A 15,330-nucleotide genomic window follows, 5' to 3' on the forward strand; every position below is an offset into this window, starting at 1 on the left:
ATGTCATTGCGGGGAGACGAGCAGAATCACCGCTCCCGTCACCAACAAGTTGACCAGCGTCAGCGGCAGACAGACCTTCCAGCCGAAGCTCATCACCCGGTCATAGCGCGGCCTGGGCAGCGCGGCACGCAGCAGGACGAACAACACCAGAAAGAATCCTGTCTTGAGCGCAAACCACACGATGGGCGGCAGCAGCGGCCCATGCCAACCACCGAAGAACAGCGTGACGATCAGCGCCGAGACCAGCACCATGCCGACGTATTCACCAATGAAGAACATGCCGAACTTCATGCTCGAGTACTCGACGTGATAACCATCGGCCAGTTCCTGTTCGGCCTCGGGCTGGTCGAAAGGCGCTCGGTGAGTCACGGCCACGCCTGCAAGCAGGAAGGTGCAAAAACCGAAAAATTGCGGGATGACGAACCAGATCCCTTCCTGGGCATCGACGATTTCGCGCATGTTGAAGCTGCCGGCCATGGCCACCACCCCCATCAATGCCAGGCCCATGAAGACTTCGTAGGACAATGTCTGTGCGGAGGCGCGCATGGCGCCGATCAGGGCGTACTTATTGCCGCTAGACCAGCCGCCGAACAGCACCGCATAAACGTTGATGCCGGCCATGGCCAGGAAGAACAGTAGCCCGATGTGCAGATCCGCCACCCCCCAGCCGGGGGTGATGGGAATGATCATGAACGATAGCAACAGCGAGGCCATGGCAATGGCCGGCGCCAGCACGAACAGCGTGCGATCGGCGAACGGCGGTATCCAGTCCTCCTTGAAGAAGATCTTGAGCATGTCGGCGACCAGCTGCAGCGAACCGAACGGGCCAACGCGGTTGGGACCATAGCGGTCCTGCCACAGCCCCAGCAACCGGCGCTCGACCACAGTCATAACCGCGCCCAGCAGCACTGCCCCGAGGAGGATGACCAGTGCCTGCAACATGGCGATGAATGCGGCCTCGACTGTCGGCGTCCACCAGCTCATGGGCGATCCTCCTCGTGATCGGCGCGGGATGACGGGCTGACATCGGCCCCATCGCCGGCATCATCTGCGCCTGCAGCACACAACCGGCCCCACGCGCCCGTGACCATGTCCGCCGAGACACCTGCCGGCAGGCCAACCAGGCCGGCCGGAAAGCCCTCGGAGGAGTGGAGTGGCAGTATCACTCGCCCCGTCTCGGTCTCGAGGGAAACACGCTCACCCTCGGCAAGCCCCAGTCGCTGTGCGTCCTCTGCGGCCAGCATGATGGCCGGTGCCGCTGCACGTGCTTCGATCGGCGCGGCACGCAGCGACGTCTCCTCACCTCCGAACAGCCGCGGCAGGACGATCACCTGCCAGGCATTCTCACGTCGCGTAAAGCCGGGAGGAATCTCGTCCGCGTAGGAGTAGTCACCGGGCTGAGGCTCCAGCAGGCGCACCCCGGGGTCACCGGCGCGCAAGTGACCACCGACCTCATCGGTGAACTTGTTCCAGGCCTGCGGTGAGTTCCAGCCCGGCGCCCAGGCGAAGGCCACTTCCTGGCGTGGACGGTGGAAGCCGCTATAGCCCTCCATCGAGAAGTTGAACGGCGAGTCGGGATCCTGCGATGCCCGCGGCTCGTTGACGTCCAGGTTGGCGCGCATCGCCGTGCGACCACTGTAGCGGTGGGGCTCGCGGGCCAGCTTGAGCCCCTCGACCCGGTAGTCGGCATGTGGAGAGGCCTTGACGATGCCGGCCAGTGCCGGGTGGCGATCGGCACACGAACGGGTCACCTCGTCGAGGGTGACCTCTGCGCCGCTGCGTCCCTCAAGCCCCGACTTTAGAACATGCAGCCAGCGCCAGCTCTCGTGAATGCGCGTCTCGGGACGGATGTAACGAGGGTCGAAGACCTGGAAGAAGCGTTGCGCGCGCCCCTCGAGACTGACCAGCGTGCCGTCGCCTTCGGCGAACGTCGCCGCCGGTAGCCCGAGGTGGGCATGTTCCCAGGTCGCCGTGCGCTGATGGTCGAGCACGATGACGGTATCGGCTGCGTCCAGGGCGGACTCGATGCTGCCTCGTGGCAAGCGCTGATAAAGGTCGTTTTCGAGGATGATGACCGCATCGGCATGCTCCTCCTCGAGTTCGTGCAGTGCCCATTCCAGCGATTCGCCGCCGAGCAACGAAACGCCGGTACTGTTGGCCTCGCGGCGCACCAGTGTCAGACCAGCCTGCCTGGTGCGCCGGGCAAGAGCCCGGGCCACGCTGCCGGCGGCCTCGATGATGGCCTTCGAGCCCAGCGAGCCACCACTGACAATCAATGGCCGTTTGGCAGCAAGTAACGCGGTTGCGATGCGCCCGGCCTCGTCACGCATGGCCGGGTCGAGGCCTTCGACAACCGGCGCCGTATCGTCGATGGCATGAGCGACGGCAAAACCGAGCCGGGCGATGTCATCCGGCGCCAGCGTCCAGGTTGCCTCGCCGATGGCATCAAGCCCGGTCGTCGTGGGATAGGCGCTGAACAGCGGATAGAACGAATCCTGGCCCAGCGTCTTGACTGCCTCGGCATTCCAGTCAGGAATGCCGCGCTGCTCGGCGAGCGCATCGCGGCGCCCCAGCACCGCCTGGCGCACCGCCAGTCCCAGGCGTGCGGCGCTCTGGATCAGGTCCTCGCCCAACACCAGCACCGCGTCGTGCGACTCCACCTCGCGCAGCGTCGGGGTGGCTACACCACTCTCACGATTGAGGCGATTCATGGCGTCCAGGCAGGCCAGCTCGTTAGCCGCAATGCCAGTCGAAAAATTGCCTTCACCGACCAGCTCGCGCAGTTGGTGGTTGCTTTCCAGGCTGGCGCGTGGCGAACCGATGCCGATCACGCGCTGAGCGGTACGTAACTGATCGGCGGCACGCTCGAGTGCCGCATCGACCTCGAGCGGGACCGGCTCATGCCCGTTCTCGTCACGCCATTCAGGGCGCCGAGGCCGATCGCTGCGGTTGACGTAACCGTAGCCGAAACGGCCACGATCACACAGGAAGAAGCGATTGACCTCGCCATGGTAGCGATTCTCGATGCGCCGGATGTCGCCGTAACGCTCGCCGGGACTGATGTTGCAGCCCACCGAACACTGGTGGCAGATACTGGGAGCGAACTGCAAGTCCCACTTTCGCGTATAGCGCTCGGAGTGGGTCTGATCAGTGAACACACCGGTAGGACACACCTCGGTCAGGTTGCCGGCAAACTCGCTTTCCAGCACGCCTTCCTGGTGGCGTCCGAAATAGATGTTGTCGTGAGCGCCAAAGGCACCGAGATCGCCGCCGCCGGCATAGTCTCGATAGAAACGCACGCAGCGATAGCAGGTGATACAGCGGTTCATCTCGTGGGCGATGAACGGGCCGAGATACTGGTTGCGGTGGGTACGCTTGCGAAAGCGGTAGCGACGCCGGTCATGGCCCGTCATCACGGTCATGTCCTGCAGGTGGCAATGGCCGCCCTCCTCGCATACCGGGCAATCGTGGGGATGATTGATCATCAGCCACTCGATGACGCTCTCTCGGAAGTCACGAGCTTCGTCGTCATCGATAGAGATATAAGTGCCGTCCTTGGCCGGCGCCATGCACGACATTACCAGCATGCCCTTGGTGTCGTCGGCGTCCTTGTATTGCTTGACCGCGCACTGGCGGCAGGCGCCCACGCTGCCCATGGCCGGATGCCAGCAGAAGTAAGGAATATCGAGCCCCAGCGACAGGCAGGCCTGGAGCAGGTTGTCCGAGCCATCGACCTCATAGGCCTTGCCATCCACATGAATCGTCGCCATTACTGCGTCTCCCCTGCGCCTGCCAGCGTCATACTTCCCCCACCGGTATTGGATCCTCGTGGGCGGCCCGTGGCCGATGCGAGATGCCGCGCTCGAACTCGTCCCGGAAATGCTTGAGCCCCGATTGCAACGGCATCGCCGCGCCGGGCGCATGGGCACAGAATGTCTTGCCTGGCCCCAGCTTGACGGCAAGATCCTCGAGTAGCTCGATATCGCCCTGCTCACCCTCGCCGCGCTCGATCGACTGAAGGATCTTGACCACCCACGGCAGGCCGTCGCGGCACGGCGTGCACCAGCCACACGACTCGCGGGAGAAGAATTGCTCCAGATTGCGCAGCAGCGATACCACGCTCTGCTCCTCGGTAACCACGGTCAGCAGTCCGGTACCCATGCGGCTGCCGTACTGGCCGACGGTATCGAAATCGAGCGCCAGCTCGAGGTGCTCAGGCAGCAGGAACCCCGTGCTGCCGCCGCCCGGCAGCCAAGTCTTTAGTGCCTTGCCATCACGTATGCCTCCGGCCAGATCGATCAGCTCCTGGCCAGTGGTGCCAATCGGCAACTCCCAGAGGCCGGGAGTGTTGACCCGTCCCGACACGCCATAGAGCTTGGTGCCGCCGTCGTCGCTGCGCCCACCGGACAAGCCTTGGTACCATTCGACGCCATGGCGCAGGATGGCCGGCACGTTGCATAGCGTCTCGACGTTGTTGACCACGGTGGGCTTGCCCCAGGCCCCGGACTGACCGGGAAACGGCGGTTTGGCGCGCGGATTGGCGCGACTGCCTTCCAGCGAACTGATCAGCGCCGTCTCTTCGCCGCAGATATAACGCCCGGCGCCGGTGTGCAGGGCGATATCGAAATCGAAGCCGCTGCCGGCGATATCGTTACCCAGCCAGCCGGCGGCGCGGGCTTCCTCCAGCGCCCGGCTCAAGGCGCGTGCAGCTTCGACATACTCCCCACGCAGGAAAATGTAGCCGTAGCGCGAGTTATTGGCGTAACCGCCGAGAATCATGCCTTCGATAAGCAGGTGCGGCTGCTGTTCGAGCAACAGGCGGTCCTTGAAGGTGCCCGGCTCCATCTCATCGGCGTTGCACACCAGATAGCCGCGCGGGATGCCTTCGCCCTTCATGGTCAGGCTCCACTTCATGCCGGCCGAGAAACCGGCGCCGCCGCGGCCACGTACGTTGGCCTCCTTGACCTGTTCGATCACCTCATCGGGCGACTGCTTGCCGAGCACCTCGCGCACGGCAACGTAACCATCTTTGTCGAGATACTCGTCGAGCCCGATCAGGCGGTTGTCGTCGTGCAGCCGCCAGGTCAGCGGGTGCGTCTCGGCACGCCGCTCGGTGGCCGGCTGGCGTAACTGACAGCGATAACGAAGCGAAGAGCGACTTGCCGTCATGCATAGGCCTCCAGCAGCTCGGCCACGTCGTCCGGATTGACGGGGCCATAGGTATCGTCGTCGATCATCAGCGCCGGACCGCGATCGCAGGCGCCCAGGCAGCACACCGGCAGCAGTGTGAAGCGACCGTCCGGTGTGGTCTGGCCGAAGCAAATGCCGAGCGTCTCAGAGAGGGAGGCATACAGCGACTCGTAGTCGGTGAGAAAGCACGAACTGCTATCGCAGACCAGGATCACATGGCGCCCCACCGGCTGACGGAAGATCAGGCTATAGAAGGTGGCCACTCCCTCGACATCGGCCGCGCCGACGCCCAGCACCTCGGCAATTGCCGGGATCGCCCCGTCGGGGACCCAACCGTGGCGACGCTGGACGATCTTTAGTGCCTCGATGCAGGCCGCCTGCGGCTGCTCGTAATGGCCGAGTTCATGCACGATGGCACGGCGGTCCTCGTCGTGCAGGATGAAGGCATCGGTGGCGATGCGAGCGTCGGTACGGGAAGCGGCGGTCGAATTCATGTTCAGCGGTCCACGTCGGCCATGACGAAATCGATACTACCCAGATGTGCGATCAGATCCGGCACGAAGCCACCGCGCATCACCGCCGGAATCTGCTGCAGATGCGGAAAACTCGGCGTACGGATACGCGTGCGATAGCTCATGGTGTTGCCGTCACTGGTCAAGTAATAGCTATTGATGCCCTTGGTGGCTTCAATCATCTGCTGAGACTCGTTGGGCTTGAGCACCGGCCCCCACGATACCTGCAGGAAATGGGTGATCAGCGTCTCGATGTGCTGCAACATCTTGTCGCGCGGTGGCGGCGTGGTCAGTGGATGATCGGCCTTGTAGTCACCGGCCGGCATGTGGTCGATGCACTGCTGGATGATGCGCAGACTCTGGCGCATCTCCTCGATACGCACCTGGCCACGATCGAAGGCATCGCCGTTGCCCCCCAGCGGCACCTCGAAGTCGAAATTCTCGTAGCCCGAGTAGGGGCGCTTCTTGCGCAGGTCGTAATTGCACCCGGTGGCGCGCAGGTTCGGGCCAGTGACGCCCCATTCCAGCGCCTCCTGCGTGGAGTAGGCAGCCACATTACGGGTACGCTCACGGACGATGGAGTTCTCCATCATTGCCCGTTCGTATTCATGCAACCGCTTGGGCATCCAGTCGACGAAGCCCTGCATCAGGCGATCCCACCCCTTGGGCAGGTCCTGAGCCACACCGCCGATACGAAACCACGCCGGGTGCATGCGAAAGCCGGTGATCGCCTCGATCACTTCATAGGATTTCTGACGGTCGGAGAAGCTGTAGAACACCGGCGACATGGCACCCAGATCCTGCAGGTAGGTGCCGAGGAACAGCAGGTGACTGCTGATGCGGAACAGCTCGGCCATCATTACGCGGATGGTGCGGGCGCGGTCGGTGACGGTGATCCCGGCAAGCTTCTCTACCGCCAGGATGTAAGGCAGGTTGTTCATCACCCCGCCGGTGTAGTCGACGCGGTCGGTGTAAGGAATGTAGCTGTGCCAGGACTGACGTTCGCCCATCTTCTCGGCACCGCGATGGTGATAACCGATGTCGGGTACGCAGTCGACGATCTCCTCGCCCTCGAGTTGCAGCACGATGCGGAACGCCCCATGGGCAGAGGGATGATTGGGCCCGAGATTGAGGAACATGAATTCACTGTTCTCGTTCCCGCGGCGCATGCCCCAGGCCTCGGGGTCGAACTTGAGCGCCGCCTGCTCCTTGTCCTGCCCCTCCACAGTCAGCGTATAAGGGTCGAACTCGGTGGCTCGCGCAGAGTGGTCCTTGCGCAGCGGATGGCCGATCCAGGTCGGCGGCATCAGAATCCGGGTGAGGTGCGGGTGGCCATGGAAGACCACTCCGAACATGTCCCATACCTCACGTTCGTACCAATTGGCATTGGGATAAAGCGAGACGATGCTGGGCATTTCCAGGTCGGACTCGGCAAGGGCCACCTTGAGCATGATGTCGCGATTCCGCGAAACCGACAGCAACTGGTAGAACACCGTAAAATCCGAATCCGGCAGCCCCTGCCGGTTCCCGCGCAGACGTTCGTCGTTGGCGGAGAGGTCGAACAGCATCTCGAACGGCTCGGGCATGCCGCGCAGGAAGGAGAGCATCTCGACCAGCGCCTCGCGAGCGACCCACAACACCGGCATGCCGATCAGGGTGGCCTGCTCGACGAAGGCGTGCTCGCCGAAGCGCTGCATCAGGGCAACGACGACCGGATCGGCCTGCGCTTCGTTCGCGGTCGTGTCATGAGGGGTGGCGACGTTCATGTCTCGGGCAGCTCTCCCTGCTCAATCGTACAATGCGTTAGATGCTGTCTGGTGTACGCAACTCGGTGGTCTGGATGCGCTGGGCCCGCGACTTCTCGCGCTGGGAAGGCATCTCGGCACGATAGACGCCTTGATCGCCAACCACCCACGACAGCGGACGCCGTTCCTCCTGGATGGAGTCCTGCAACAGCTGTAACCCCTGCAGGAACGCCTCGGGGCGCGGTGGGCAGCCCGGCACATAGACATCCACCGGCAGGAACTTGTCGACCCCCTGAACTACGGAATAGATGTCGTACATGCCGCCTGAGTTGGCGCACGAGCCCATCGAGATCACCCACTTGGGCTCGAGCATCTGGTCATAAAGCTGCTGTATGACCGGCGCCATCTTGATGAAGCAGGTCCCGGCGATAACCATGAAATCCGCCTGGCGAGGTGAAGCGCGAATGACTTCGGAGCCGAAACGGGCAATGTCATGGGGTGCGGTAAACGCCGTGGTCATCTCCACGTAGCAGCACGACAGGCCGAAGTTGTAAGGCCACAAGGAGTTCTTGCGCCCCCAGTTGACCGCCGAGTGGAGCACCTCCTCCAGCTTGCCGGTGAACACACTGCGATGGACCTGCTGGTCGAGCGGGTCTTCTACACGCTGGCGTTCGCCCAGTGGATAGCGGGCGTTGTCCGCCGCTATCACGTCATCGGCACGCGTCAGGGTATACGCCATGCGACTCCTCCCATGACAAAGCGATAAAACGATCGGAAAAAACAGGTTCTGGCGTGTGGGTCACGATGTCAGGCCTCGCCATCCTGACGCTTGCGGCGCGCCGTCGGCGCCCAGTCCAGCGCCCCGACCCGGCTGTCATAGACCAGCCCGGCCAGCAGGATAGCGATGAATACCGCCGCCCCCCAGAACCCGGCCCAGCCGACCTCACGTACGGAGACGGCCCAGGCGAACAGGAATACGGCCTCGATATCGAAGATCACGAAGAGCATCGCGACCAGGTAGAACTTGATGGAAAAGCGCTGACGCGCGCTACCGGTACCAATAATGCCGGATTCGAACGGCAAGGACTTGCTGCGGCCACGGCTGCGTCCGCCCAACAAGCTGGCGGCACCGATCATGAAGGCACACAGACCGAACACGGCTACCACGAAGAGCCCCACGGCCCAGTACTGGGCGATCAGCGCTGCAGCATTCTGCTCCATACTTCTCCCCATCAAGCCACGCCCGATCGGCCATGGCTGGCCGTCTCACGGCATAGGCAGTTTCTCTGAACCGCCCTGTTTTCGTTCATCTGGCTTAAGCGTAGGAGATCATTAGAGATTTGTCAGAGGCTGGTAACGTAGTCGTGACATGCCAAAATCATCTAGGCTATACGATTTCCGCAAGCCCATAAGACCGCTCAAGATGACCACACCTTCCCGCATTCCCAACGTACTGACCATTGCCGGGTCCGATCCTTCTGGCGGCGCCGGCATTCAGGCCGACCTCAAGACGTTCTCGGCGCTCGGTACCTATGGCACCAGTGTGATTACGGCCCTGACCGCCCAGAACACGCAAGGTGTGACAGGAGTGCACCCGGTCCCTGCCGACTTTATTGCCGCTCAGCTCGAGACGCTGCTCGCCGATGTACGCATCGATGCGGTCAAGATCGGCATGGTGGCCAGCCTGGAGGTGGCGGAAGTGATCCGCGAGGCGCTAAGCCAACAGCGGCCGCGATGGGTCGTGCTCGATCCGGTAATGGTTGCCAAGAGCGGCGACGTGCTGGTCGATGAGGCCGGTATCCGTGCGGTGCGCGACGTCCTGGTGCCTCTGGCTGACCTGATCACCCCCAACCTGCCGGAAGCCGCCGTTCTGCTGGATGCGCCCCGTGTTCTGGATGCCGATGCCATGGAGACCATGGTGCCGGGCCTACTGGCTCTGGGTGCTCCCCACGTGCTGCTCAAGGGTGGTCATCTGCAGGGCGAGCGCTGCCCCGACCTGCTGGCGTCCGCCGGCGTCAGCAGTTGGCTGGAAGCCGAGCGCATTGCCACCGATAACCTGCATGGCACAGGCTGTTCGCTTTCATCGGCAATTACCGCCTGCCTGGCCCACGAGGAGTCGCTGGTCAGCGCCGTGCAACGTGCCAAGGTGTGGCTAAGCCAAGCACTGCATGAAAGCGGACGCCTTGATGTCGGCCGCGGCCGGGGACCGGTGCATCACTTCCATGCGTGGTGGTAACTTGCCGAATCGCATCACTTGCAGGACCGCCAGAGGCTGACCATGCTGAGGCTACGGTATCCGGCAGCCAAGGTGGCCGGTGAATACCCCGGACATGACCGACCTTCAACGACCCGGAGGGAGCCGCCATGCCACAGACATTGCTGTTTGCCTGCGACCTGTCCGCCGAAAACCGCGCGGCATTCGCCCGTGCCATAAGCTTGGCCGTGGAAAATGGTGCTCAGTTGGATGTCTTGCATGTCCTCGACCCACACCTGCCCCGTCAGGCCCTGCGTGATCTCGAGACTGCCGTCGTCGAGGAAATGGAACGCCTGATGACCGAACTGCGCGAGGATTACGCCTTGCCAGCACCGCCCACGTTGATCCAGACCGTGGCCGGATCGCCTTATGTGGAAATCGTTCGCGAGGCGCATGAACGTCAGGCCAGCGCCATCGTGCTAGGCGCGCATCGCAAGCGTGGCCAGCCGGAGCTGGTGGGCGGCACGACCCTGGCGCGGGTCATGCGTGGTGCGCCCTGCCCTGTCTACCTCATCAGCCACGCCGCCAGCCAGGAGTGGCAGGATATACTGGTGCCAGTGGATTTCTCCCTGGGCTGTCGACACACCCTGCGACAGACCTTGCTGCGCTTCCCCGATGCCCGCCTGACCCTGTTGCATACCTGGAATGTCCCGGGCGAGGCGGAGTTCGGCTCAAATAGCGGCTACGCGCAGTGGCGCGATCATGAGGTGGAGCGGCTACGTCAGCAGCTTCAGGGCGAAATCGACAGGATGATGAACGAACTCGGTGACGTGCCCGAGCTCGAGCTGGAACTGGAGCAGGGCGACCCCGGCGAGGTACTGCTCAACCGCTTGCGCCGCCAGCCACCCGACCTGCTGGCGCTCAGCAGCCAGATGCGTCTGGGACGCGACGGCCATCTGACCGAGCGCCTGCTCGCCGAACCGCACTGCGACATGATGGTATGTCGCGCCTGGTAGCGACGAGGCGTCAAGGCCTGTTCTGATCCTGCCTTAGTACCTATTGAAAAGACCCGGCAAAGGCCGGGTCTTTTGCATCAAGGGCAAGACGGCCAGCTTAGCTGCCGCTCTTCTGCTTTTCAGCTGCCTCGATGTCCTGCTGCAGTGTTTCGAGGATCTGCTTACCACGATCACCCGCCTGCTCGATGAACGTATCGCGTACCGACATGCTCTTTTCACGGAATGCATTGCGCTGTTCATCGGTCAGTGTGGAAACCTGAATATCACTATTTTCTTTAATGGTATTCAGGCGCTCCTCGTTGAACTGAGCCTGCTTTTCGAAGATATAGCTGCGCATGTTGTCGGTAACTTCATCGACCATCTGCCGCTGCTCTTCAGGCAAGTTGCTGTAAAAATCCTGGGCCGCTACCAGCGTAGTAATGAACTGCGCCTGCTTGGCCTGGATCATGTAATCCTGAACTTCGTAGAAGCTCATTTCCTCGATGGCGAAGATCGGATTCACTTGACCGTCGATCTGCTCGAGCTGCAGCCCCGAATAGACCTCGGAGTATGGCATCGGCGTCGGGTTGGCGCCGTAGGCACGGTAAGACTCGACCAGAATCGGTGAGGTCATGGTGCGGATCTTGAAGCCTTCCATGTCCTCCGGCGTCTGGATCTGGCGATCGGCCGTCCACACCATCCAGCCTTCGGGAATTACGCCCAGCAGCTCAAGGTTCTGTTCATGGTAGGCCTCCTGAAGCATATCAATGGCCTTGGAGCTACCCAGAACCTGCTCGTTGACCTCGTTGTCATCCGAGAACAGGAAATGCAGGGTGAATACGCCAGTCTCGGGAATCACCGAGGCCAAGTGACCAGGTGAGGCGAAGGCGAGCTGAATGGCGTCCTGCTGGACCAGCTCGGTCAGCTGCGAAGATGTACCCAACGTTCCGTAGGGATAAATCTCGACCGTTATGTCGCCGTTGGATTTTTCCTCGATACGCTTCTTGAATTCTTCTGCGTACGCGTCCTGTACGCTGCCATCCACTTCTTCAAGAGCAAAACGCCAGGTTTCCGCTTGAGCTACGCTAGTAGACATGGCTCCAGCAGTGGCAATCGCGGCAATCAGGCCTGCTTTCTTAAACATGTTGTTATCCCTTTTTCGAGGTGGTGTGATACATACATAACAGATTGGTCGAGGCTTTGCCAAAGCTCCATTATTTATCATTATGATAATAGTCAATTAATGCAGAGTGCACTTTCATTCTTTCGAACAAAGGACCGCTCATGGCCACACCAGAAGAAGAACGAGAGCAATCGCTAAGCCATTTACCGCGGGGACTGTTAAGTGTGGCTCACGGACTCGACAAGGCAGACAGTGTCATGGCCGTGGTGGAGCGCTGGCTAATCGCTGGCTGTGTCATCGGCATGGCCGTTGCCAGCTTTTCCAATGTAATTGGTCGCAACCTCTTCAACTACAGCCTGCCCTTTACCGAAGAGATCATGCAGATCCTTCAGATCTGGCTGACCTTTCTGGGCATCAGCTACGGTGCCCGGGCCGGCCGCCATATCCGGGTGACCGCCCTGCTCGACATGGTTGGCGAAACCTTCCGCAAGTGGCTACTGGTCGCAGGACAGATCATCACCTGTGCGTTGCTGGCCTGGCTGGCCTGGCTGGCCTACAAGTACGTGGTTAGCCTATCCGCCTCCGGACGTGTCACCCCGTCGCTACGCTGGCCGCTGGACTTGCTCTATTCCATCGTACCCATCGGCCTGGGCCTCGGCGCCGTGCAATTCCTCATGGCAATCATGCGCAACCTGCTGAGCCGTGGCGCCTGGATGTCATGGAAGATGCCCGAAATCGATGCCGAGAGCGGCGATCTCAGCGAAACCAACCTGTAACACCAGGGAACCAAGAAGAACACGAGGATTCTAGCCCATGTGGATTGTGCTAATGATGGTTGGCCTGCTGCTGCTGGGGCTACCCATGCTGGTTCCGCTGCTTGCCGGCGCCTTCGCCATTCTGTTGAGCGGTTTCAGCTTTCTCAAGCCCGAACTCGCCATCCAGCAAATGATCGGCGGGTTGCAGCCGGTAGTGCTGACTGCCGTACCGATGTTCATCCTGGCGGCAGATATCATGCTCAAGGGCAGTACCGCACAGCGGATGCTCGACGTCATCGAGAGCTTCGTCGGCCATTGGAAGGGCGGGTTGCCGGTGACCACCGCGATGGGCTGCACCATGTTCGGCGCCGTATCCGGCTCGACCCAGGCCACCGTGGTTGCCATGGGCCGTCCACTCCGCCCGCGTCTGCTGGATGCCGGCTATAGCGACAAGTTCACCATCGCCCTGATCATCAATGCCTCGGACATTGCGCTACTGATTCCACCCTCGATTGGCATGATCATCTACGGCGTGGCTACCGGCACCTCGGTGGGCGACCTGTTCATCGCCGGCATCCTGCCGGGGCTGCTGATCCTGGCGCTGTTCTCGGTGTACTGCATCTGGAAATCCAACAAGCTGGGCATCGAACCGTTACCCCGCAAGAGCTGGGCCGAGCGCTGGCATGCCGTCAAGCGCGCCAGCCTGCCGGCGGGATTTCCGGTGATCATCATCGGCGGGATCTATTCAGGCATGTTCTCGCCCACCGAGGCGGCTACCGTATCGGTGCTCTATGCCCTGCTATTGGAGATGGTCATCTACCGTGGCGTCTCGTTCAGCGATCTTCCCAAGGTGGCCTTCAGCACCGGCCTGATCACTGCCGTGGTATTCATACTGGTCGCCGCGGGCGCTGCCTTCTCGTGGATCATTTCTTTCGCCAAGATTCCCGACGCCGTCCTTGGCGGTTATATCCCGTTCCTCTCTGAGCATCCCTATGCACTACTGGTGGTAATTGCCGCCGCCTTCTTCGTCGGTTGCATGTTCGTGGACCCGATCGTGGTGATCCTGATCCTGTCACCGGTGTTCGCCCCGGCAATAGAAACTGCCGGCCTCGACCCGGTACATGTCGGGGTGCTCGTCACATTACAGGCAGCGATCGGCTCGGCCACGCCACCCTTCGGCTGCGACATCTTCACGGCCGTGGCGGTGTTCCGAAAGCCCTATCTGGATATCATCAAGGGAACCCCACCGTTCATCGCCCTGTTGCTGCTGGCGACCGCCCTGATCATTGCGTTTCCGCAGATCTCCCTGTTCCTGCCCAACCTGGCCAACTGAGCCGATGCGTTTATCCGCGTGCTACCCTCGTCTACGGGCGAGGGTTTTTCTGGAGCAATAATGAGAGCATTGATACAGCGCGTCAGCCATGCCCGTGTGGATGTCGACGGCCGTACAGTGGGGGCCATCGATCAGGGGCTGCTGGCCCTGATCGGCGTGGAGAAAGGTGATGATGAGGCGCGCGCCGACAAGCTGCTGCACAAGCTGCTGCACTATCGGGTGTTCGGCGACGATGCTGGGAAGATGAACCTCGACCTGCAGCAGATAGGCGGTGGCCTGTTGCTGGTTTCGCAGTTCACCCTGGCGGCAGATACCCGCAAGGGGCTGAGACCGAGTTTTTCCAGCGCCGCGCCGCCGGCCGAAGGCGAGCACCTGTTCAACTACCTGCTGACACGCGCACGTGACGCATGGCCAAACGTCGCCAGTGGTGAGTTCGGTGCCGACATGCAGGTGAGCCTGCTCAACGACGGCCCCGTTACGTTCTTGCTGGAAACCTGAACAACCAACCCGGAGGATACCCCATGGCCAGTTCGAGACTCGCAGTGATTACCGGAGGTGCCCAGGGCATCGGCCGCGGCATCGTCGAATACCTGCTGGCTCGCGGCTGGCGTGTCGCCGCCCTGGACCGTGATGGAGAGGCGTTGGCTGAACTGGACGCCGCCCATCCCTCCTCCCCTCTACTGCCGTTAGTAGCCGACAACCGCCACGAGGCCGAGGTGGACGCAGCCATCACCCGCTTGCACGACTGGCAGGGCGCGGCCAACCAGCCCCCGGGGATTGATCTGCTGGTCAACAATGCCGGTATTGCCGATCCCGAGACCGGGCCGTTGGAGCAGCTGTCGCTGGCCGACTGGCGGCGCTGGCAGGATAGTCATCTGACCGGCGCCTTCCTGTGCACGCGGGCGGCGATCCCCGGCCTGCGAACTCGCCGAGGCAGTATCGTCAACATGGCCTCGACGCGGGCCCTGCAGTCGGAACCACACTGCGAAGCCTACGCTGCCGCCAAGGGCGGCTTGTTGGCAATGACCCACGCCCTGGCGATCAGCCTGGGACCCGAGGTGCGCGTCAACGCCATCTGTCCGGGCTGGATCGAGACCGGCCCTTGGCAGAAAAGCAGTCAGCGCAGCACACCGGAACATCGGCCCATCGATCGTGAACAGCACCCCGCCGGCCGGGTCGGGGAGCCCGATGACGTCGCCGCTGCCGTGGCCTTTCTGGCGGGCGACGAGGCCGGCTTTATCACTGGCCAGGAGTTCGTCATCGATGGCGGCATGACACGCAAGATGATCTACGCCGACTAACCCCGCCAGGCTGAGTAGTCCCACCATGCAAAAGCTGCCGGATCGGCAGCTTTGTATCCTGTTGGCAATCGAGTCGACACCTATCGTGAGTAACAATGGCGGTCATAGTCATTTCTCATCAAGAGGCAGTGGGAATCCTTCTGTTGTACGCCCATAATTCAACCATGGTTAATCTTGTTTAC

14 protein-coding genes are annotated in these 15,330 nt (G+C 61.9%); 6 read left to right on the plus strand and 8 right to left on the minus strand.

Going from position 1 to position 15,330, the window contains the following annotated elements:
* Positions 1-3 precede the first annotated feature (3 nt).
* The 7 genes from nuoH to F568_RS0112825 all read right to left on the minus strand — a co-directional run bounded on the left by nuoH (position 4) and on the right by F568_RS0112825 (position 8,668).
* Positions 4-984 (minus strand): NADH-quinone oxidoreductase subunit NuoH, encoded by a 981-nt coding sequence (nuoH, locus tag F568_RS0112795; protein WP_019019131.1) that lies wholly within the window; start codon positions 982-984, stop codon positions 4-6.
* Positions 981-3,770, minus strand: a complete 2,790-nt coding sequence (gene nuoG, locus F568_RS22875; protein ID WP_019019132.1) for an NADH-quinone oxidoreductase subunit NuoG — start codon at positions 3,768-3,770, stop codon at positions 981-983. Before nuoG ends, nuoH begins: the two co-directional genes overlap by 4 nt.
* Positions 3,771-3,798: 28 nt before the next feature.
* Positions 3,799-5,169 (minus strand): NADH-quinone oxidoreductase subunit NuoF, encoded by a 1,371-nt coding sequence (gene nuoF, locus F568_RS0112805; protein ID WP_019019133.1) that lies wholly within the window; start codon positions 5,167-5,169, stop codon positions 3,799-3,801.
* Entirely contained in the window at positions 5,166-5,684 is a 519-nt protein-coding gene (gene nuoE, locus F568_RS0112810; RefSeq protein ID WP_019019134.1) for an NADH-quinone oxidoreductase subunit NuoE, read from the minus strand. The genes nuoF and nuoE overlap by 4 nt, the downstream gene beginning before the upstream one ends.
* Positions 5,685-5,686: 2 nt before the next feature.
* On the minus strand, positions 5,687-7,468 hold the full coding sequence (gene nuoC / locus F568_RS0112815) for an NADH-quinone oxidoreductase subunit C/D (protein WP_019019135.1): 1,782 nt from the start codon (positions 7,466-7,468) through the stop codon (positions 5,687-5,689).
* 37 nt (positions 7,469-7,505) lie between these two features.
* Positions 7,506-8,186 (minus strand): NuoB/complex I 20 kDa subunit family protein, encoded by a 681-nt coding sequence (locus F568_RS0112820; protein WP_019019136.1) that lies wholly within the window; start codon positions 8,184-8,186, stop codon positions 7,506-7,508.
* Between the two features lie 68 nt (positions 8,187-8,254).
* A complete protein-coding gene (locus F568_RS0112825; protein WP_019019137.1) occupies positions 8,255-8,668 on the minus strand; it encodes an NADH-quinone oxidoreductase subunit A in 414 nt (137 codons plus the stop codon).
* 202 nt (positions 8,669-8,870) lie between these two features.
* Here F568_RS0112825 and thiD point away from each other — a divergent pair, with 202 nt between their 5' ends.
* Together thiD and F568_RS0112835 are read left to right on the plus strand one after the other, a co-directional pair.
* Positions 8,871-9,683 (plus strand): bifunctional hydroxymethylpyrimidine kinase/phosphomethylpyrimidine kinase, encoded by an 813-nt coding sequence (gene thiD, locus F568_RS0112830; RefSeq protein WP_019019138.1) that lies wholly within the window; start codon positions 8,871-8,873, stop codon positions 9,681-9,683.
* Positions 9,684-9,811: 128 nt separating this feature from the next.
* The gene (locus tag F568_RS0112835; protein ID WP_019019139.1) at positions 9,812-10,657 is read left to right on the plus strand and encodes a universal stress protein; all 846 of its coding nucleotides are present in this window, start codon (positions 9,812-9,814) and stop codon (positions 10,655-10,657) included.
* Between the two features lie 97 nt (positions 10,658-10,754).
* Here F568_RS0112835 and F568_RS0112840 read toward each other — a convergent pair whose 3' ends face one another.
* A complete protein-coding gene (locus tag F568_RS0112840) occupies positions 10,755-11,780 on the minus strand; it encodes a TRAP transporter substrate-binding protein (protein WP_019019140.1) in 1,026 nt (341 codons plus the stop codon).
* A 140-nt stretch (positions 11,781-11,920) separates the two neighbouring features.
* Here F568_RS0112840 and F568_RS0112845 point away from each other — a divergent pair, with 140 nt between their 5' ends.
* From F568_RS0112845 to F568_RS0112860, 4 genes are read left to right on the plus strand one after another with little or no spacing between them, the layout of a single operon-like run.
* Positions 11,921-12,535 (plus strand): TRAP transporter small permease, encoded by a 615-nt coding sequence (locus F568_RS0112845; protein ID WP_083933040.1) that lies wholly within the window; start codon positions 11,921-11,923, stop codon positions 12,533-12,535.
* Positions 12,536-12,572: 37 nt separating this feature from the next.
* Positions 12,573-13,847 carry a TRAP transporter large permease gene (locus tag F568_RS0112850; protein ID WP_019019142.1) on the plus strand — a complete coding sequence of 425 codons (1,275 nt, stop codon included), beginning with the start codon at positions 12,573-12,575 and terminating at the stop codon, positions 13,845-13,847.
* Between the two features lie 60 nt (positions 13,848-13,907).
* Positions 13,908-14,345, plus strand: a complete 438-nt coding sequence (gene dtd / locus F568_RS0112855; protein WP_019019143.1) for a D-aminoacyl-tRNA deacylase — start codon at positions 13,908-13,910, stop codon at positions 14,343-14,345.
* 23 nt (positions 14,346-14,368) lie between these two features.
* Positions 14,369-15,148, plus strand: a complete 780-nt coding sequence (locus tag F568_RS0112860) for an SDR family NAD(P)-dependent oxidoreductase (RefSeq protein WP_019019144.1) — start codon at positions 14,369-14,371, stop codon at positions 15,146-15,148.
* Positions 15,149-15,330 lie beyond the last annotated feature (182 nt).

The organism is Modicisalibacter luteus DSM 23508 (genome assembly GCF_000378505.1).
In the GTDB taxonomy this organism is placed as follows: domain Bacteria; phylum Pseudomonadota; class Gammaproteobacteria; order Pseudomonadales; family Halomonadaceae; genus Modicisalibacter; species Modicisalibacter luteus.